20 protein-coding genes are annotated in these 18,955 nt (G+C 47.7%); 14 read left to right on the top strand and 6 right to left on the bottom strand.

The genetic code is table 11. The annotated features are described in order from the left end of the window. Positions 1–73 precede the first annotated feature (73 nt). Together ACQ5DJ_RS27520 and ACQ5DJ_RS27515 are read left to right on the top strand one after the other, a co-directional pair. Entirely contained in the window at positions 74–322 is a 249-nt protein-coding gene (locus tag ACQ5DJ_RS27520; RefSeq protein WP_429845218.1) for a YuzF family protein, read from the top strand. Between the two features lie 70 nt (positions 323–392). Then, positions 393–1,286 (top strand): manganese catalase family protein, encoded by an 894-nt coding sequence (locus ACQ5DJ_RS27515; protein ID WP_429845217.1) that lies wholly within the window; start codon positions 393–395, stop codon positions 1,284–1,286. Between the two features lie 78 nt (positions 1,287–1,364). Here the strand turns inward: ACQ5DJ_RS27515 and xerS are convergent, their stop codons facing one another. Beyond that, positions 1,365–2,477 carry a tyrosine recombinase XerS gene (xerS, locus tag ACQ5DJ_RS27510; RefSeq protein ID WP_429845216.1) on the bottom strand — a complete coding sequence of 371 codons (1,113 nt, stop codon included), beginning with the start codon at positions 2,475–2,477 and terminating at the stop codon, positions 1,365–1,367. A 146-nt stretch (positions 2,478–2,623) separates the two neighbouring features. On the opposite strand from xerS, the gene ACQ5DJ_RS27505 reads away from it, so the two are divergent. From ACQ5DJ_RS27505 to ACQ5DJ_RS27480, 6 genes are all read left to right on the top strand, one after another. After that, the gene (locus tag ACQ5DJ_RS27505; protein WP_429845215.1) at positions 2,624–3,001 is read left to right on the top strand and encodes a (2Fe-2S) ferredoxin domain-containing protein; all 378 of its coding nucleotides are present in this window, start codon (positions 2,624–2,626) and stop codon (positions 2,999–3,001) included. 293 nt (positions 3,002–3,294) lie between these two features. Then, a complete protein-coding gene (locus ACQ5DJ_RS27500; protein ID WP_429845214.1) occupies positions 3,295–4,488 on the top strand; it encodes a glycine C-acetyltransferase in 1,194 nt (397 codons plus the stop codon). Next, positions 4,485–5,447 carry an L-threonine 3-dehydrogenase gene (locus ACQ5DJ_RS27495; RefSeq protein WP_429845213.1) on the top strand — a complete coding sequence of 321 codons (963 nt, stop codon included), beginning with the start codon at positions 4,485–4,487 and terminating at the stop codon, positions 5,445–5,447. The genes ACQ5DJ_RS27500 and ACQ5DJ_RS27495 overlap by 4 nt, the downstream gene beginning before the upstream one ends. A gap of 172 nt (positions 5,448–5,619) precedes the next feature. After that, the gene (locus ACQ5DJ_RS27490; RefSeq protein ID WP_429845212.1) at positions 5,620–5,778 is read left to right on the top strand and encodes a hypothetical protein; all 159 of its coding nucleotides are present in this window, start codon (positions 5,620–5,622) and stop codon (positions 5,776–5,778) included. A 445-nt stretch (positions 5,779–6,223) separates the two neighbouring features. Next, complete coding sequence (locus ACQ5DJ_RS27485) at positions 6,224–6,358, top strand: hypothetical protein (RefSeq protein WP_429845234.1); 135 nt, start codon at positions 6,224–6,226, stop codon at positions 6,356–6,358. Between the two features lie 236 nt (positions 6,359–6,594). Next, positions 6,595–7,626, top strand: coding sequence for a Cfr family 23S rRNA (adenine(2503)-C(8))-methyltransferase (locus ACQ5DJ_RS27480; RefSeq protein WP_429845211.1), 1,032 nt, complete (start codon positions 6,595–6,597; stop codon positions 7,624–7,626). Between the two features lie 147 nt (positions 7,627–7,773). Here ACQ5DJ_RS27480 and ACQ5DJ_RS27475 read toward each other — a convergent pair whose 3' ends face one another. Then, positions 7,774–9,378, bottom strand: a complete 1,605-nt coding sequence (locus tag ACQ5DJ_RS27475; protein WP_429845210.1) for a glycosyl hydrolase family 18 protein — start codon at positions 9,376–9,378, stop codon at positions 7,774–7,776. 146 nt (positions 9,379–9,524) lie between these two features. Between ACQ5DJ_RS27475 and ACQ5DJ_RS27470 the strand changes: the two genes are divergently transcribed. Continuing rightward, on the top strand, positions 9,525–10,502 hold the full coding sequence (locus ACQ5DJ_RS27470; RefSeq protein ID WP_429845209.1) for a YpdA family putative bacillithiol disulfide reductase: 978 nt from the start codon (positions 9,525–9,527) through the stop codon (positions 10,500–10,502). 10 nt (positions 10,503–10,512) lie between these two features. Here ACQ5DJ_RS27470 and ACQ5DJ_RS27465 read toward each other — a convergent pair whose 3' ends face one another. After that, positions 10,513–10,851 carry a histidine triad nucleotide-binding protein gene (locus tag ACQ5DJ_RS27465; RefSeq protein ID WP_007727375.1) on the bottom strand — a complete coding sequence of 113 codons (339 nt, stop codon included), beginning with the start codon at positions 10,849–10,851 and terminating at the stop codon, positions 10,513–10,515. 71 nt (positions 10,852–10,922) lie between these two features. Then, positions 10,923–12,212 (bottom strand): acyl-CoA thioesterase/bile acid-CoA:amino acid N-acyltransferase family protein, encoded by a 1,290-nt coding sequence (locus ACQ5DJ_RS27460; RefSeq protein WP_429845208.1) that lies wholly within the window; start codon positions 12,210–12,212, stop codon positions 10,923–10,925. A gap of 155 nt (positions 12,213–12,367) precedes the next feature. Here ACQ5DJ_RS27460 and ACQ5DJ_RS27455 point away from each other — a divergent pair, with 155 nt between their 5' ends. Beyond that, positions 12,368–12,808 carry an Rrf2 family transcriptional regulator gene (locus ACQ5DJ_RS27455; protein WP_429845207.1) on the top strand — a complete coding sequence of 147 codons (441 nt, stop codon included), beginning with the start codon at positions 12,368–12,370 and terminating at the stop codon, positions 12,806–12,808. A 112-nt stretch (positions 12,809–12,920) separates the two neighbouring features. On the opposite strand, the gene ACQ5DJ_RS27450 is transcribed toward ACQ5DJ_RS27455, so the two are convergent. Both ACQ5DJ_RS27450 and ACQ5DJ_RS27445 read right to left on the bottom strand, forming a co-directional pair. After that, positions 12,921–14,393: an MFS transporter gene (locus ACQ5DJ_RS27450; protein WP_429845206.1), complete on the bottom strand. Its 1,473-nt coding sequence runs from the start codon at positions 14,391–14,393 to the stop codon at positions 12,921–12,923. Between the two features lie 39 nt (positions 14,394–14,432). Further along, positions 14,433–15,500, bottom strand: coding sequence for a bifunctional transcriptional activator/DNA repair enzyme AdaA (locus tag ACQ5DJ_RS27445; RefSeq protein ID WP_429845205.1), 1,068 nt, complete (start codon positions 15,498–15,500; stop codon positions 14,433–14,435). Between the two features lie 216 nt (positions 15,501–15,716). Here ACQ5DJ_RS27445 and ACQ5DJ_RS27440 point away from each other — a divergent pair, with 216 nt between their 5' ends. The 4 genes from ACQ5DJ_RS27440 to ACQ5DJ_RS27425 all read left to right on the top strand — a co-directional run bounded on the left by ACQ5DJ_RS27440 (position 15,717) and on the right by ACQ5DJ_RS27425 (position 18,778). After that, the gene (locus tag ACQ5DJ_RS27440) at positions 15,717–16,139 is read left to right on the top strand and encodes a response regulator (RefSeq protein ID WP_429845204.1); all 423 of its coding nucleotides are present in this window, start codon (positions 15,717–15,719) and stop codon (positions 16,137–16,139) included. 137 nt (positions 16,140–16,276) lie between these two features. Further along, on the top strand, positions 16,277–17,638 hold the full coding sequence (locus ACQ5DJ_RS27435) for an ethanolamine ammonia-lyase subunit EutB (protein ID WP_429845203.1): 1,362 nt from the start codon (positions 16,277–16,279) through the stop codon (positions 17,636–17,638). A gap of 20 nt (positions 17,639–17,658) precedes the next feature. Further along, positions 17,659–18,492 carry an ethanolamine ammonia-lyase subunit EutC gene (gene eutC / locus ACQ5DJ_RS27430; RefSeq protein WP_429845202.1) on the top strand — a complete coding sequence of 278 codons (834 nt, stop codon included), beginning with the start codon at positions 17,659–17,661 and terminating at the stop codon, positions 18,490–18,492. A gap of 76 nt (positions 18,493–18,568) precedes the next feature. Then, positions 18,569–18,778 (top strand): hypothetical protein, encoded by a 210-nt coding sequence (locus ACQ5DJ_RS27425; RefSeq protein WP_429845201.1) that lies wholly within the window; start codon positions 18,569–18,571, stop codon positions 18,776–18,778. The last annotated feature ends 177 nt before the right edge of the window (positions 18,779–18,955 follow it).

The following is an 18,955-nucleotide window of genomic DNA, read 5'->3' as shown; positions in this document are numbered from 1 at the left end:
CCTGTGCACTCACCCATCCCAACCCTTGGGCATAAAATACAGGGAGGAACTACAGGAAGGAGTCCAAAAACTCATGAGTTCGTATCCATTTCAGACACAAGCACAACCAGTGTCGAGTACCCCCGCTATGAATTCCTTCATTGACCCTTATTTGTACCAGACGTTGCAAAGTGTCATACGGCGTGAAGTTGCCATTCAAACAACCCAGGGAAATGTCCGTGGAATCGTTGTCGATGTGCTACCTGACCATGTGGTACTACAGACGGGAGGTTCTACGTTTTTTGTACGCATACAACAGATCGTCTGGGTCATGCCGTTTTAAACTGGTATGAAACAACCCTTCGCCCACATAAAACAGTACAGGTAGGTGCAAAACGGGGGAGGGAAGCAGGTTGTTTACTCGTATCAATAGGTTGGCAATTGAGCTGCCAGAGCCGGCTTATGGTGATGCCAACGCTGCTGCGGCCGTCCAGGAGCTATTGGGCGGTCGTTTTGGTGAGATGTCAACGCTAAACAATTATTTATTCCAATCCTTCAACTTTCGTGGCAAGAGCAAGCTGAAGCCTTTTTATGACTTGGTCGCCAGCATTACAGCGGAAGAAGTCGGACATGTAGAGCTGGTCTCCAATGCAATCAATTTGTGCATGAAAGGCATTACGCGTCCGGGGGACCCTGATACGACTCCACTGAATAACGGATTGAATAAGCGCAATACGTACCATTTTATTGCGACCGCACAAACCGCCATGCCAGGAGACTCCATGGGGAAATCATGGACAGGGGATTACGTATTTTCGAGCGGGAATCTCGTGCTTGATCTTTTGCACAACTTTTTTCTCGAGTGTGGGGCACGAACTCACAAGATGAGGGTGTACGAAATGACGGATCATCCCACAGCCCGGGCTATGATCGGTTACTTGCTTGTTAGAGGGGGCGTCCATATCGTAGCGTACGCCAAAGCCTTGGAGATCGCTACGGGTGTGGATATGACGAAAATGCTACCTGTTCCCAATCTGGATAACACACAATTCGATGCGACTCACTCGTATATCGCGATGGGATTGAATCGCAAGCTGTTTACGTTCAGCTATCAGGACTATCAGGATATTGCCATGATTTGGCGCGGCCCGTTGCCTGATGGTGAAACAGCAGAGGTCATTCAAGGCGTCCCGGATGGCGGCCCTGTTCCGGATTTAGATGAATTGCCAGAAGAATTTGCGCCAGGTGTATCGCGTGAAGACTTTATGAAAATCGCGGAACGCTTGCAAAGGTCAGCGGGGATGTAGATGGAATGAAAAAGCACGAAACAAGTGACCAATCCGCAGTGGTATGCAGATTGGTCACTTGTTCTTGTTGAGGCATTCTTACGTCGTTCGGTTCACAGCCTTACCCAGAGCATCTTCTAGTACATGGGCATACTGCATGGTCGTTTCGATTTTGGAGTGCCCCAGCTGTGCTTGGAGCTGATGAGGGTCAGGGTTCAAGCGAAGAAACTGTGTAGCAAAGCTGTGTCGAAGCTTATGGACAGACAAATCGGGGATGCCGAAGGCTTTGGCGTACTTTTTGACCAGCTTTTGGACAGACCGCACTTCAATGCGATGCCCATTCGGATTGGAAGGGGAAACAGCGAGAAAAACAGCGTCCTCTTGTGGTTCGGGATTGTATTTGTCACGTAGCTGCAAGTATTTGGCTAAGTACTCCTTGCCCCAGTCACTGAAAAAAGGAGCGTCCTCTTTCTTTCCTTTGCGGATCAATTTCAACTGGTTTTTTTCCATAATAATGTCGGATAGATCGAGACTGACGATCTCTGACACACGGAAGCCACCGGAGAGAATCATCGCGATCAAGGCAGTATCTCGGTCGCGGTTTTGCATGTGATACTGCTTCTTTTTTTCCGTATCACAATGGGCCAGATATCCATTGTAGACAAAATCGACGAACTGATAGATTTCGTCGTCAATCAGGATTTTTGCCCGAATGGCGTGGGCACGTGCGAGGGGAGTCAGCTCCGTGATCTCCAGCTCGATTTTGGCGAGTACATTCCGCGTCAAATACGATTCTCCATTCTCATCCTCAGCGAGGGCAGACAAGTAATGAAAAAGCGATTTCAGGCTCGATATTTTTCTGCTGATGGTGCGGTCGCTGTACTCTTTCTTCGCGCTTTTGGTAGGGTTCGAGAGCAATACAGATCGCTCGTACAGATGCGACTCCTGCAAGTATAATATGTAACTTTCTACCGTTTCCTTCTTCAGGTCATTCAAATCGCTTAACGGAATGTCCTTCATATCCGTGGCGGTACTCAATCCTTCTGTCATCATCCAGCGAAAGAAAAAAGAGAAATCGCGAAGGTATCCAAGCAAGGTGGAGGGTGAATTCTTTTTTGCTTTTTTATGCTCAATAAACTTTTCGACATACCATGGGTAGGAGCCCACTGTTTGCAAAAGCTGCAAGGCATCGCGCTGCTTGGTAACGGACATGCTTTCACCACCAAAATCTTTTTGTAAATTCTATACGAACATATATTCTATCAAAAACCAAACGTTCTGGGAATTGCAAATTGAACAAGAAACCGTCATGATGGGGAGTATGGATGGATGTTGGACAAGAACGGAGAGGATTTGTAGTGGCAACATGGGACTTATCTCAGACAAAGCATCATGTGTTGATCTGTAATGGCGGAAGCTGTATGCGCAAGGGTGGCGAAGAGGTTACGGTAGCGGTACGCGAAGCGATTACCAACGCAGGTTTGGATGACTATGTACATACAACCCGCACGCGTTGCAACGGACGTTGTGAGGACGCATGCGTGATGATCGTGTACCCCGAAGGAATTTGGTATGAAAACGTGACGCCAGAAGATGCACAGCTCTTAGTGGAAGAGCATTTTCAAAATGGCAGACCAGTAGAGGCTCTGATGACGCATCGCTTCGAAACGAACGGTTTTGTGCGTACGATAGACACCAAGCCTGGTATCTTAAAATCACAAAAGGCAAAAAAATGAGGAAAAGGCCACGATCTGCTCACATGAAGCAAGAGAGTGGTTTTTTCATTTTCAGGAGTCTACGAATTACGACAAAAGGAGAAAGTAGGAGAGATGACATCATCGAAAGGAAAATGATTGAAAGCGTTAACAATATGTCTTTGTGATGTGGACGTTTTAAGTAAATGGTGGTAAACTGTCTGTAGATTAAGTTGATTTTATGCGAATTTTATCACAATGATATGTCCATACAGCGTGAACAATTGTTTTTGTGGAACTTACTAATCGGTGGCTGAATAATGGAGGGATTCTCGTTGGCGAGCAAAACACTTGAACATTTTTTACATGAAAATCTGACAGATTTGAAGAGCAAGGGACTGTACAACGTCATTGACCCTTTGCAAAGCGCGAACGGTCCTGTTATTACGATTGCAGGAAAAGAACTGATCAACCTCTCCTCCAATAACTATCTGGGCTTGGCTACTGATCAACGCCTTGTGGACGCTGCAATTGCAGCAGCAAGCAAATACGGTGTTGGGGCAGGGGCTGTACGTACCATTAATGGTACCTTGGACTTGCATGTGAAGCTGGAAGAAAAGCTCGCTGCCTTCAAGCACACGGAAGCAGCTATTGCTTACCAATCGGGCTTTAACTGCAACATGGCTGCGATCTCTGCTGTCATGGACAAGGACGATGCGATTCTTTCTGACGAGTTGAACCACGCTTCCATTATTGATGGATGCCGTCTGTCTCGTGCACAAATTATCCGTGTGAATCACTCCGATATCGATGACTTGCGTGCAAAAGCGAAGGAAGCGAAAGAATCCGGCAAATATAAAAAGTTGATGGTCATTACTGACGGTGTATTTTCGATGGATGGCGATGTTGCCAAGCTGCCGGAAATCGTAGAGGTAGCCGAAGAATATGACTTGATTACGTATGTAGACGATGCCCACGGCTCTGGTGTTCTCGGCAAAGGGGCAGGAACAGTTAAGCATTTTGGCCTGTCTGATAAAATCGACTTCCAAATCGGTACACTTTCCAAAGCAATTGGGGTAGTTGGCGGTTATGTAGCGGGACGCCAAGAGCTGATCGATTGGCTCAAAGTCCGCAGCAGACCTTTCCTGTTCTCGACTTCGCTGACTCCAGCTGATGTGGCTGCATCCATTGCGGCTATCGATATTTTGATGAACAGCACTGAGCTGCACGACAAGCTGTGGGATAACGGACATTACCTCAAAAAAGGCTTGAAAGAACTAGGCTTCAATATCGGGGAGAGCGAAACGCCTATCACTCCTTGCATTATCGGAGACGAACAGCAGACTCAGGAATTCAGCAAGCGACTGTATGAAGAGGGCGTGTACGCGAAAGCGATCGTGTTCCCGACTGTACCAAAAGGAACGGGCCGTGTACGGAATATGCCAACAGCAGCACATAGCAAAGAAATGTTGGATCGTGCCCTTAGCATCTACGAAAAAGTTGGGAAAGAAATGGGGATCCTGAAATGAAAAAAATTCTGGTAACCGGGGCGTTAGGACAAATTGGTTCCGAGCTCATCATGAAATTACGCGATATTTACGGAGCGGATCAAGTCATCGCCACAGATATCCGGAGAAACGAAGACGATCCTGTCGTGCAATCGGGTCCATTCGAAGTTCTTGATGTCACCGACGGGAACCGGATGTTTGAGCTGGCGAAGAAACATGGCGTGGATACGATCATGCATTTGGCTGCCCTGTTGTCTGCAACAGCTGAAGCAAAGCCTCTCTTAGCATGGAACCTGAATATGGGCGGTCTGGTAAATGCGCTGGAAGCAGCACGTGAGTTGAACTGCCAGTTCTTTACGCCGAGCTCGATTGGTGCTTTTGGTCCGACTACACCAAAGGACAACACGCCGCAGGACACGATTCAACGCCCTACGACCATGTATGGTGTAAACAAAGTATCCGGTGAGTTGCTCTGTGATTACTACTATCAAAAATTTGGGGTAGATACGCGTGGCGTACGCTTCCCAGGTCTGATCTCATATGTAGCGCCTCCGGGTGGTGGTACGACCGACTACGCCGTAGACATTTACTACAAGGCGATCCAGCACGGAGCTTATACGTCCTACATCGGCAAAGGCACGTACATGGATATGATGTATATGCCGGATGCGCTGAATGCGATTGTTTCCCTGATGGAAGCAGACGCCTCCAAGCTCATTCACCGCAATGCGTTCAACGTGACTGCGATGAGCATTGAGCCAGAGGATGTAGCAGCAGCTATTCGTAAACACATTCCTGAGTTTACGCTCTCCTATGAAGTGGACCCTGTTCGTCAGGCGATCGCCGACAGCTGGCCGAACTCCATTGATGCTACGGCTGCTATGCAAGAGTGGGGCTTCAAAGCGGAGTACGACCTAGACAAAATGACTGAGGACATGCTCGCAAAACTGCGGGGAAAGTTGCTCCAACAAGTCGGATAAGCGAAGAGTGAAAAGAAAACTGCCATTTCTTCTTGTACGTGATACGAGAGAGGTGGCAGTTTTTTTGTTTATCTAATTACATGCACGGTGCAAGACTTTTGAATGTCTTTCCCGTTCTACGGGCACATTAACAAAACATGCGTGAAGGAAAGAGGAATGGAGGGGGAGAACCATGAATTTATCGAAAAACTCGCAGGACAACCTTCCGAAGCACGACGAAGAAGGACAAGTCATCCCAACTATGCAAGAGACTAAAAGCAGTGGTAATGAGGAACGACCAATAGAAAGCTGGGGATGGTCAAATAATACTGAGACCGTTCGAGATCGCTGACACAAGGTAACGAGTCGGCAAGCTGCGGAGCTTGGTAGTTGCTGAGTGGAAATTTTTCGTAAAAGTGAGACCTTGGATTGCTTCCTCGTGACACGATTCTCTCCTCCTTCTGCTCTTTTTTCAGTATGAATGTGGAGGGGGAAATCCATGATTTTTGGGTTGTAATTTTAGGATGTTGCAATGTATAAGCGGGGTATGTTAAGATCGTGCTGACACTTAACGATTGGAGTTGAAGAGGATAATGTAAAATTTCTTGCCACTTTTTTGAAGAATAAAGCAGAGTTTGTTTTGTTCTTCATTGGCAAGAAAGTTACCTTATTCTTTTCACTCAGAAAATATACCCTTTTCATTCCTTAAACGGGGCTGGATTTGCCGTATTTTTTTGAGCTACAAGAAAGGTAACTTTCTTGTAGCTCTTTTTATTTTGACAAAGGAGGTTACCGACATGTCATTGATCAAGGTAACGAACCTGACGTTTGCCTATGATGGCAGTTACGACAACATCTTTGAGAATGCAAGTGAAAAGCCTCTGCGAGCGTGTTCATTTGCATGTGTGGAACTGAAAGAAAACCATTTCTAGGAGGGTGAAAACGATGGAGATTGACGTTGTAGATGATTGTGTGAACCGGTTCCTGTTAGGTGAAGCGGTTCACAAAAAAACAAATCGGTTGCCGGAGGTTTACCAATCTATCGACAGGTGCACATAGCGATCCATCTGCAAACGTATGTGCTTTTTTTGTATAGTTGGTTAATGACGTGTCAAAGTGCCAACTGACGGTTGCTTTTTTACGTTTTCTCCGGCGGTAAGGAGAAGACATGAGACTAACTTCGAAATATGAAATGATTCGGCAAATATTGTCCGACTTCAAGCAGCCGGAGTATCGGTATGCTCAGATTATGGACGCAATTTTCAAGCAAAACGTCGGCGAATACGAACGGATGACCATACTGCCCAAATTTTTGCGTGACGAGTTGACTCGGATTCTTGGTCCTAACGTCTGCAGCATCGTTCCGGTAAAGGAACTCACATCGAAACAGGTCAGCAAGGTGCTGTTTGCTATCGCGGGCGATGAACACGTGGAGGCTGTACGACTTACTTATGAGCGGGGGTGGAAATCGTATTGTATTTCCACGCAGTGTGGCTGCGGATTCGGATGTAGGTTTTGCGCCACCGGTACCATCGGTCTGAAACGAAATATGACCGCCGACGAAATTACAGACCAATTGCTACACTTTCGCTTGAACGGCCACGCCTTGGACAGCGTCTCGTTCATGGGCATGGGGGAGGCTCTTGCCAACCCGCATATTTTTGATGCAATGACGATTTTGACCGACCCGCATCTCTTTGGTTTAGGACATCGACGAATTACGATTTCCACCATCGGCCTGTTGCCGGGGATCGACAAGCTGACACGGGAGTTTCCGCAGGTCAATCTAACCTTCTCGCTGCATTCGCCGTTTGACGATCAGAGAAGTGAGTTGATGCCGATCAACGACCGATTCCCAGTCCGCGACGTGCTGAAGGCATTGGATCATCATATCCAGCATACAGGGAGAAAGGTGTATATTGCGTATATTCTTCTTCGAGGAGTCAACGATTCGACGGCGCATGCGGAAGCAGTTGCTGAGTTGTTAAGAGGAAGGGGACCTGGGGAACATCTCTACCACGTTAACCTGATTCCATTCAATTCGACCGATGTTACGCCAGACAGCTATCGGCAATCTGATTCTAAGCGGATGAAAGCGTTTGTTCGGATCTTGAAGTCAAAGGGTATTAGCATCACGGTCCGAACTCAATTCGGATCGGACATTAACGCGGCATGCGGCCAGTTATACCGCTCCAAATAATCGAAGTTGGAAACTAAATTTATTACGCCGGACGCAGCGGGTCTGTGACTGGAAAGAGAAACGGCTATTGAGAATTGCCTAGCTTAAACAAAAAGAAGCGCCTCTGCCACGGCTGTAGCCGGACGAGGGCGCTTCTTTTCATGATTCTTACAGTTTTTCACGTGCATGTTTAAGGGTTATCGAATTGGCAATGGCTGTCCACATATCAGTTGATTCAGAGCCAATGTACCAGTACGCCAGCCCACCAATTTGCCATTGCAGACTAGCCTGAGCTTTCAGCCCAATCGAACGGCTTTCTTCTAGCCAAATCGTGTGTGTGACGCCTTGCTTTTGATACGTCGAACGGTATTGTCCAACTTTATCATCCCACACCGTTTTTGCTCGGTATTGCGAGAGCAACTGGTAAGACTCGGGGATGCTGATATCTGTCGATTTCAATGACCCATTCGATTGGAACCAGTCGCGTGTGTAAAGAGGCATTCCAACGATCAGCTTTTGGGTCGGAACCTCGTCAAGCAGGTCGGTAATGACTTTCGTAAACCAAGGCAAGGATGCTACAGAGCCTGCTTTTGACCCGCCTACCCAATGCTCTTCATAGGCCATTACTACCAAATAATCCGCATGCTTTGCTAATTTAGCAAAATCAAAAGGATCGCTCCAATCTGAATCACCATCTGGCGGAATATCTACAGATAGGACAGCACCTTTTGCGTGAAGAGCAGTGGCAAGCTCCTGGATAAACAAGGTGAAGTTGTTGCGATCCGCAGGGGAGAACCCTTCAAAATCGATGTTAATCCCATCTAGCTGGTACTTATCAATGAATGAAGAAAGCTTTTGCACGACTGCTTTTCGTTTATTGGGATCGGACAGCATGTTGTGGGTAGCCTCGGAATCGAATTTATTCCCAAATAGCGGCCACACTTGCTTACCATTCGCATGAGCCCAATGGACGAGTGAAGCATCCGTTACGTCGCTTATCGTTCCGTCTTTTTGCAGGAAGTACCAACGCGGCGACAGCGTGTTGACTCCGCTTTTCTTGACTTGTGCAATGAACTCCTCTGTCGTGGATTGGTATTGCCATCCAAGAGAGACAAGCGGTTTTGCTGTAACGTTTTGCTTCTTCAGATTCTCCTGAATTCGATGCAAAATAACAGCCGTTTCTTCTCTCGATAGTGCTTGAGTCGGGCGGAAGTAGCCATTGTAACCAACCAACCATTTTTTCTGCATGGCGTGGCTGACTGAGGCACGTGCCCAGCTGGAAATTGCATTGGCATCCTTCACAGGCAACTGGTAAGAAGGTGAGTTGCTCTGTTCCAGTGCGCGTACGAGAAACGCAGCGGCCTCTTCGCGAGAGATCGTTCGTTTCGGAGCAAAAGTAGTAGGCCCGACGCCGTTCGCGATGTTAAGTCCAGCAGCAGCTTGTACGTAGCCATATGCCCAAGAGTTTTTCGGGACATCCGAATAGGCTGCGACGTTGCTGACCACCGGTTTAATACCGAGCGTTCGTGTGAGCATCGCGACAAACTCAGCACGCGTCACCGGGCGAGTCGGGTGAAAATACCCGTTTTCATCCCCTGCGATGACACCTGCCGCATGTAGCGAACGGATTTGCTCTTTCGCATAGCTGTTTGCAATATCTTTTAAATTATTCGTCGATGCTGTGGATGCAGGGACTCCTATGGCAAAAGACAGTCCGTACACCAAAAAAGCTAAGGAGACTAACCAGATATGTATGTTTTGTTTTTTCATCATACATCCAGTATAAGAAGAGCGAACCATTCTTTCATTGGTCAGATTTTGGTAGAAACCTTGTAGGGGTGCCCGAACTCTTTTGTTGGAAATGCGATATGATATGATGAATGAATAAGAATAGAGAGAATGAAGCGAGGCGGAGAGAAATGGAAGACGTACTGATTGTAGGCGGTGGGCCTTGTGGACTGGCAGCGGCAATTGGCTGCAAGCGAGCTGGACTTGATCCCATCATTATTGAAAAAGGGTCACTAGTCCATTCGATTTATCGCTACCCGACCTATATGATTTTTCATAGCACACCGGATTTACTGGAGATAGGGGGCGTACCTTTTGCAACGGCGAACGACAAGCCGACCAGACAGGAGGCACTCAATTACTATCGACTGGTAGCAGCGCGAGAAGGATTGCGCGTGAACGTATATGAAACGGTGACGGAAGCGAAGAAGACGCCAGCTGGCTTTCATGTCACGACAACGGACCGTTTCGCGAAAACACATACCTACGAAGCGAAAAACTTGGTGATCGCCACAGGTTACTTTGACAATCCGAATCGACTACATGTACCAGGCGAGGAGTTGCCGAAGGTTTCATCCTTCTACAAGGAAGCACATCCGTATACAGGGCTGAAAGTAGCAGTAGTAGGGGGGAACAACTCTGCCGTAGATGCGGCGATGGAGCTGGAGCGGGCAGGAGCAGAAGTAACGGTGATTTGCCGACGAACGGAGCTTTCCGACAAGGTCAAGGCATGGACAAGGCCTATTTTTGAGAGTCTGATCAAAAAAGGACGCATCCACATGCTGTTCGGTGCAACAGTCGAGAGCATTGAGGAGCGTTCTATCAGGGTGAAAACAGGGGGGGAAGTCATTACGCTTGCCAATGACCATGTGTTTTCTTTGATTGGATATCGTCCGGATCGTACCTTCCTTCATTCGTTAGGGGTTATGATTGACGAGGAAACGGGAATTCCAGCCTATCATCCAGAGACGATGGCGACGAACATCCCAGGTCTCTATATAGCGGGAGTCATTGCGGCGGGCCATCACGCAAACGCCATTTTTATCGAAAATGGTAGGTTTCACGGTGAGGGTATCGCCCGCCACATTGCCTCTCAAAAAGAGCAGTAGCTGATAGCGATTAGAACTGCCACTCCAATTGTCTGCCTCCGATGAGGTGGTAGTGCAGATGGAAGACGGTTTGTTGTCCGTGTTTGCCAATGTTGGTTACGATACGGAAGCCATCCTCGTTCACGCCCATTGTTTCTGCTACTTTTTGCAGCGACAGATGAAGGTGACCGATCAGCTCCTTGTCCTCAGGCTCGATAGCCAGAACGGATTGAATATGCTTTTTCGGAATCATCAGGACGTGTACAGGGGCAACAGGATTAATGTCGTGAAAAGCTAATACATGCTCGTCCTCATACACTTTTTTAGAAGGAATGTCTCCGTTTACAATCTTGCAAAATAGGCAGTCCATAGGGCAATACATCCTTTCCAATGATAGATCGTAAAGCCTACTTCGTCATGCGAGTAGGCTTTCCCTGTTTTTTACTCTGGAAAAGTCCGCTCCAAAAACTGAAGAACCTCACGCCAAGAGTGCTCGGATGCGTAGGCGTTGTTTTTGGGCGTACCACCATTGAGCTGTGTGCGGGTAGTTGGTATGTAAGGAAAGCGGATCCCGTGTCCTGTATCTGCGTAACGCAAATGCACCAACGAATGAGCAAACTGATTATCTTTCAGTCGTTGCACCATTTGCTCGCAATGGTCTGCTGCAGGCCACCAGTGATCGTCATCCGAGGAGAGGAAGAGGATCGGGCCATTGATTTTTTCCACCGGGATTTCCGCATCTTCTAACCACTCACAAGCAGCCCACGCTTCGGCATGGATGTGATCGATACGTCGACCTGCGTTGAGTCGCTCCTGTGAGACTTTTGTCTGCTCCTCTGTCCATGGCACGAAAGGAAGTGGCTCCCCTTGAAACGACCAAGAGGATTGTGGGGAGAACGTATCTGATCCAGCGAATGCCTTATCCGTCCCGATAGTAACAGTAGAGCTGGGACTCGAAGCAATAACAGCATGTACGTGTTGATCGAGCGATGCTGTGACTAATGCCAATTCTGCTCCTTTGGAACGTCCGAATAACGTAATTTTATCAGGGTGTACGGAGGGCTGGTGCTGTAGCCAATGAATGGCGCGTTGAACATATTCGATCGGGATCTGGCGAATATCGTCAGGAAGATCATTGCATTGAAAGTAAGCGAGTGCTAGTGCCGGATAGCCGTGAGAGGCGAACAAAGCAGCGAATTGTGAGCAGGAACCAACTCCGCCTTCACTTCCACCTAGCACGACAATGGCGGGTCTTTGCTCTGTGTGGGGTTTTGAAAAATACAGACCGACTAGCCCATGGTCTGTCACTTTCTGTATCGATACGTCGCGGGAGACAAAAATACGTTTCACGATTGCTTTCGCTACGGGTTTATCGTAGACTTCTGCCGTTAATTCTATCTCAGTGGAGCGTGGGGTGAACTGAAAATCGTTCAGAGAATAAGCATGATAGAAACGCATCGTCTGGACATTCATAGACCAGAACAGCCCCATCGGGTCAATTCCTTCATAAGTACCGAACAAGGGGGCTTGAGAAACCAAATCGACCGAACCATTTTCGTCCGCTTGAAAGATAGCATGTGATGATGCAGTCAAATCTCCTCCCGGCAACCCATTTTTCAGAGTGGCATGAAGGGTAATCAATTGATTCGGGACAAACCCGCTAAGTGTAATATGGACGGGAACATCTATCAAGGCTGTAGCAGGTGTAACTTCAATTTGTGGAAGCATCATTTTTGTCAACACTCCTTCCAGATTACGGGAACACTTGACACAGTCATTATAGTAGAATGAATAAAAGTTCGACGAGACGAAATGTGACGGTATGGTTAACTTGACTTCTCGTATGGGGTGTAACTATAATCATTACAACGAAAGGGTGACAACGTATGAAAATCAGCAGCCGTTTCTCCATTGCGGTCCACATCTTATCACTGCTTTCCATTGATTCTAATTCGCATTGCACTTCCGAATGGATCGCAGGTAGTGTGAATACGAATCCAGTCGTGATCCGACGTGTGCTGGGGCTGTTGAAGAAGGCTGGGCTCGTGAACGTACGTGCCGGAGCTGGTGGCGCTTCTCTCGCCAAGGAATTGGATCAAATCACACTTCTAGAGATTTACCTTGCAGTCGATGTCGTGGAAGAAGGGCAACTTTTTCACATCCATGAGCAACCGAATCCCGATTGTCCAGTGGGAGCGAATATACAGTTTGTGCTGGAGTTGATTTTGACCCGTGCGCAGCATGCCATGGAGGAGATTTTGGGCGGAGTGAAAATGTCCGAGCTCGTAGATAACCTACGACAAAAAATAACCGAAAAAGCGCAGTAAGAACAAAATGCCCTTGCGTAAGCGAGGGCATTTTTGCGAGGAAGGAGTGTTAGCAACGTGTCGATTCCCGCCACCTGACGGGTGGGGAAGATGATCTCTATGCTTGCACAGCTCATCCAGACTGACGGACTATTTTCTTCTCCTTCCAGTTATCTTTCTTCAATTGTGGCCTCATGAGAAACAAACCTAACACGATTGCGATAGCGAAGAAGATGGCGAAGAATCGGAAACCGTTGTTCGTTGCATAGATCAAGGCACTCTTCGATTGAGCGATTTCTCCCGCTCCCGTTTCGGAAAATAGCGGCAAGACGGATGAAGACTTGACGCTAAGCTGTACAACTACCAATGAGAGAGCTTGACTTATTGCCCTACACATTTCGTAGACAGTCCAGAACATACCTGAAGCGGAGCCAGCGCGCTCTTGCGGAGCAGCAGATAGGACTGCTTTTGCGAGCGAAGGCCAGGACAGACCAGTGGCGGCGGATATGATAAGAAGCGGGATAATCACAGCCATGTTCGATAACTGAGAACCAAGTTGTCCAAGTAGCAGAAGGGCTAGGCCTATTAGGAATGATCCTAACAGAATCATGCGCACGGGGCCGAAACGGTCGGCAAGTTTACCGCCAAAGGGGGCCGTGAAGAGTTGGGGAATCGATAATGGGATCATTAACAATCCCGCTTCCAAAGGGCTTAAGCGATGTGCCCCTTGCAGATATAGCATCAGCAGAATGGTGACGGCGAAGTAACCAATGCAATAACTCATCGTGATTCCAAGACCAATCGAATAGTTTCGATAGGTGAAAAGGCTTAGAGGAAAAAGCGGATGCCGAACACGTAGCTCGATGAGTACGAATGCTATCCATAAAAGTAGAGCGGTTGCAAAGAGGCTAAGTGTGGGTACCGATGTCCAACCCCAAGACTGCCCCTCAGAGAGTGCGACAAGCAGAGCGACTAAACCTGGTCCAAAGGTCAAAATGCCCGGCCAGTCAGTCTTGCCTTTTTCGATTGGGGGCGTGTCTTTGAGAACCAGGAGGCCAGCGATCAAACCAATGACTCCGGCGGGGACAGCTACAAAAAAGATGGATCGCCATCCGAAATCACCGATAAGCGCGCCTCCGATCACCGGACCGATGAGTGATCCAGTCACCCATGAAATGTTGTTAATCCCGAGAGCGATTCCGAGCTGATTGGGTGAGAATGTCCGTATGAGGATTGGTGTTGCTGATGCCATTGCCATTGCGGCACCAGTTCCCTGAAGGAGCCGTGCACCGATCAGTGTTGTGCCTGAGTTAGCAAGACCACAAAGCGCAGTGGAAATCGTGAACAAGGTGAGCCCCCATAAAAAAATGCGCTTGGTTCCGAGCATATCCGACCAACGCCCAGCGGGAAGCAAAAATAATGTGCTCATGATGTAGAACGCGGTAATCGTCCACATACCAATGTTGATCGGAATACGCAAATCTTCCATAACAGAAGGAAGACCGATAACCACAATCGTTGCGTCTAAGTTAGTAATGAACGAAACAAGCGTGACCACAGATAAAACAGCCCATTTATTCGAATGTAAGGCTCTCAATTTGTACACTCCTTTGCTTATTCATCCATGATCCATTTGCCGAATTTTTCACGAATCCGAGTCAAATGGGGCGGGCGTTTCTTTTTCATGATGAAGCAGCCAGCGTTTGCGTGAAAGTCCTCCTCCGTAACCTCCCAAATCACCATTGGAGTTGATGACCCGGTGACAAGGAATGACAATCGCTAACTGATTCGCACCATTTGCTTGCGCGACAGCACGAAAAGCGCTTGGTTTCCCGATAGCTGCTGCAACATCGGAATAGGATGAAGTTTGCCCTGGAGGAATCGTTTGCAAATGCTCCCAGACCATTCTTTGAAAAGGGGATCCGCACAAAAACAAAGGCGTTGCAAATTGTGTTAGCTTTCCGTCAAAATACTCCTCTAACTCACGTTCAATCGAACGGATAGGCGCCGCAGAACCAGGGATAATCGCTGACTTCGTTCTTTGTTTAAGGCGTTCAACTTCTCGTTCCAAGCCGCGGCGGTCAACGAATTCAAGGAGATATAGCGCTTCTTCATCCGCGATGGCTATCATGGGACCGAGTCGCGTATCCAGCCACGATGCCTTTAAGACATGATGATCTCCAAGAAGAGTAGGTGCTGCCCCCATCATTCGTGAAAATGCGTCTCGAAAACCACTGCTGGACTCGTAACCGGTGGATAGTTGGGCATCGATGATTGTTTTTCCTTCTCTGATTTCTTTCAGTGCAATCCCCATACGTCGCGCCCTTGCATATTCGACGAACGTCATGCCAAAACGTTTTTTGAATTGGCGTCGCGCTGTTGCAGCATCCACGGATAATCTTTGAAAGTCTTTTTCCGTCCAGCGCTGCTCGGGGTTTTCTTCTATAGCGTTTACTAGCAGACGAACGAGCTCTGAAACGTGATTGGGATGTGAAAGTGGACGGCAGCGCTGGCACGGGCGGAATGAGGCCAGAAGTGCTTGTTTGGCATGATCAAAAAACTCACAATTAACAAACTTAGGTTTTCTTGCTGGACATGTCGGGCGACAGAATACGCCAGTAGTCTTGACTCCAACAAAAAAGACACCTTCATATTCTGAATTTTTATCGAGTAACGCCTGATAATACTCGGACTTCATCTCGGCCGTTATCATTCTTTTCCCCCTCCATATTTATGTTTTCATTTTAGCGCTCACCAAAAATGGCTGCAGCCGAAAATCGTACATTGATTTTTTCTCGTTCCTTCACTAGTAAAAATGCAGGTAAGGGTCGTGGGCTCGATTTAAGCTGGAATTAGCCTGAAAATATCGATATAATAAACGTATTCTGAAATATGCGACAAACCGACAACGGCGTTGGTTGCGCATGGAATGATGAGCAGTTGGCACATCCGTTCAATGGTGATCGGGAGGTGGAGTATTGCGTCAGCATTATCGAGTCATCATCATAGACGACGACCCCATAACGCGTATGGACCTGGTCGAGATGTTGCAAGAGCAGGGATATACGTCGTAGCTGAAGGAAAAAACGGCAAAGAGGCCGTTCGATTGACGCAAATGTGGAACCCGCATCTCATTATTATGGATGTCAAAATGCCAATTATGGACGGTTTGACAGCGACTGGGATTATCCGAGAGCATTCGGACGCGGCTATTCTTCTCTTGACTGCTTACAGTCAAAAGGACATGGTCATGCAAGCCAAAGCAAAAGGGATATGTGCCTATCTGGTCAAACCCGTCATGGAGGAAGAACTGCTACCGGCAGTGGAGTTCGTGCTTACGGGCAAACAATGAACGCAAAAAAGTGAATCGTATGAAGAGCAACGGCGCTTGGACCAAGACGAGCATTTCGTCTTATGTTTCGAAGCGCTTTTTTACGTTCCATGAGATAGAGTTACGGAAAGTTGAAAAGAAAGTGAGTGAAGCTAGAGATGAAATTGGCTTGCGTTGTACGTAAACAGCATTACCAGTTTACTTCGGTTCGTGATGTCTTGGCTAAAGCGAGTGAAGAAAAGTCTGGCGATCACATGAGTAAACTAGCAGCCAATTCCGCACTGGAGCGGATGGCGGCTAAAGTCGTATTAAGCGAAATGCACCTTCGTGATATATATGAAAATCCAGTCATTCCTTACGAAAAAGACGAAGTGACGCGGATTATTTATGATGATCTCAATCTTTCTATTTACAATGAGATTAAAAATTGGACAGTAGGGGAGCTGCGGGAGTACATCTTGTCGTTTTCCACTGGAATGCCTGAGCTCACAAGAATTAGCCGCGGACTCACAAGTGAAATGATTTCCGCTACGGCCAAGCTGATGTCCAGCATTGACCTAGTCATGGCTTCCCAAAAAATGAAGCATCAAGCGTACTGCAACACACTGATTGGCGAACCGGGAAGACTGGCGTTCCGTTGCCAGCCGAATCACCCAATCGATGATCCCGATGGCATTTTGGCTTCGATGAAGGAAGGCTTGTCATATGGATCAGGCGACGCTGTCATTGGAATTAACCCCAATAACGACTCTGTCGAAAGCGTTACCAAGCTCTTGAAAATGACACATGATTTCATGCAAAAGTGGGAAATCCCAACGCAAAACTGCGTACTCGCTCACATCACGACACAGATGCAGGCTCTTCGCGGCGGAGCGCCTATTTCACTGATGTTCCAAAGTCTGGCAGGTTCACAACGGGCGAATGATGCGTTTGGCGTGAACAAGGAGATTTTGGATGAGGCAATGGAATTGATGCTTCGAAAAGGCACAGCGTCGGGACCAAACGTCATGTATTTTGAGACAGGGCAAGGCTCCGAAGTATCGTTGGACTCCCATGAAGGCGTTGATATGCAGACGCTGGAAGCCCGTACGTACGGTTTTTGCCGTCACTGGAAGCCGTTTATGGTCAATAACGTCTCGGGCTTTATCGGGCCAGAAACACTTTATGATGGTAGACAGATGATTCGTGCCGATCTGGAGGACTTGTTCATGGGCAAGCTACATGGTTTGCCGATGGGAATCGCTCCGACTTATACGAATCACATGTATGCGGATCAGAATGACCAGGAGATTGCAGGGATGCTGACGACGTTGGCAGGGGCGAATTTTTATATGGGCGTACCAGGTGGGGACGATGTCATGCTCAGTTACCAAGACACGAGCTACCACGATGACGCCAGCTACCGCGAGCTCTTGGGACTGCGACCTCTCCGGGAATTTGAGAAATGGTTGGAAAAAATGGGCATTATGGAAAAGGGTCGTTTGACAGAGCGTGCAGGCGATTTAACCATTTTTGACTAACGCGTGGGGAGGTAAGCAAGATGAAACAGATCAATATGGACGACTTGGTTCAGCGCGTAATCGATGAGCTGTCCAAAATAGGGCAGGGCGTAATTGAATTTCCTGAGCAAAAGCAATGCGGGGTAAAGAACCCCAACAATCCAGAAGCATTGGAGCAAGCGATGAAACGAACGCCGGCTCGTATCGGAATCGGTAGGGCGGGTACACGAATGAAGACGGGTAGCTACCTGCAATTTCGTATAGATCAGGCAGCGGCTCGCGATGCGGTTATGAAAACAATCAGTCCGGAACTGATCGAGAGCTTGCAGCTTCCTGTTCTCCATTCGAGAGCGACGAGCATGGAGGAGTATTTAATGAACCTCGACTCCGGACGGATGCTATCGGATGAGTCCGCCCGTTGGCTGGAGCAGAATGGGGATAAAGGAAAAGACGTTCAAATCGTCATCTCGGACGGACTCAGCACCTCAGCGTGTGAGGCGACGATTCCAGACTTGCTGCCTGCGTTAATCCAAGGTCTTTCCATGAGAAACATCAGTGTAGGAAAGCCAGTGTTCATTAACAAAGGTCGCGTCTGGATTCAAGATCAGGTCGCGTCCATCGTAAAATGCAAGGTCGTCATCTCCTTGATCGGGGAAAGACCGGGACTTGCAACGGCAGAAAGTCTCAGTGCTTACATGATTTACAAACCGGATGCCAATACGGTAGAATCAGATCGTACGGTTATTTCTAATATTCATAAGGGTGGCACGCTACCGATTGAGGCAGGTGCGTACCTTGCAGAACTTTTGGAGGAAATTTTGAAGTACCAGGCGAGCGGTGTAAAATTATCACAGCTTCGGGCGAATAACGGGTAGATTCCCACTGGCGCTTCCTCCTGTCTTGCACTAGAATACATAGAAGATAACCAATTTCTATGAGGAGTTGCTACGCATGACGGAGCCAAACCAAAACGAAAAAGAAACCACTGAGCAAAAGCCAGGGAAAATCAGCCTGCAAGAGGCAATGAAGCGCAAAATGGCGGAGAAAAAACAAGAGCAAGCACAAGCCAATAATCCGTTGAATCAAAAGGCGCAAAATCAGAGCATGAAAAGCCAGCTCACGAAAAAACCAAACAATCAACGCAGACGTATGGGCGTATAGTTTTCGAATGAAGCAAGGCAAAAAGGGAATGTGCAGCAAGTTTTGGCTGCAGATTCCCTTTTTTGCATGATCATTGATACGGAATGATCTTTTACGTTTTAAAATGTATCGATAAACCAACTAAGCTGGTGAGAAGAAAAAGCACAGGGCTCGTAGACCTTGACAACGCCTACCCAG

The sequence above is a fragment of the Brevibacillus sp. FIR094 genome, assembly GCF_050477165.1.
In the GTDB taxonomy this organism is placed as follows: domain Bacteria; phylum Bacillota; class Bacilli; order Brevibacillales; family Brevibacillaceae; genus Brevibacillus.
The sequence above is the reverse complement of the archived record's forward strand: the minus strand, read 5'-3'. Positions and strand labels throughout refer to the sequence as shown.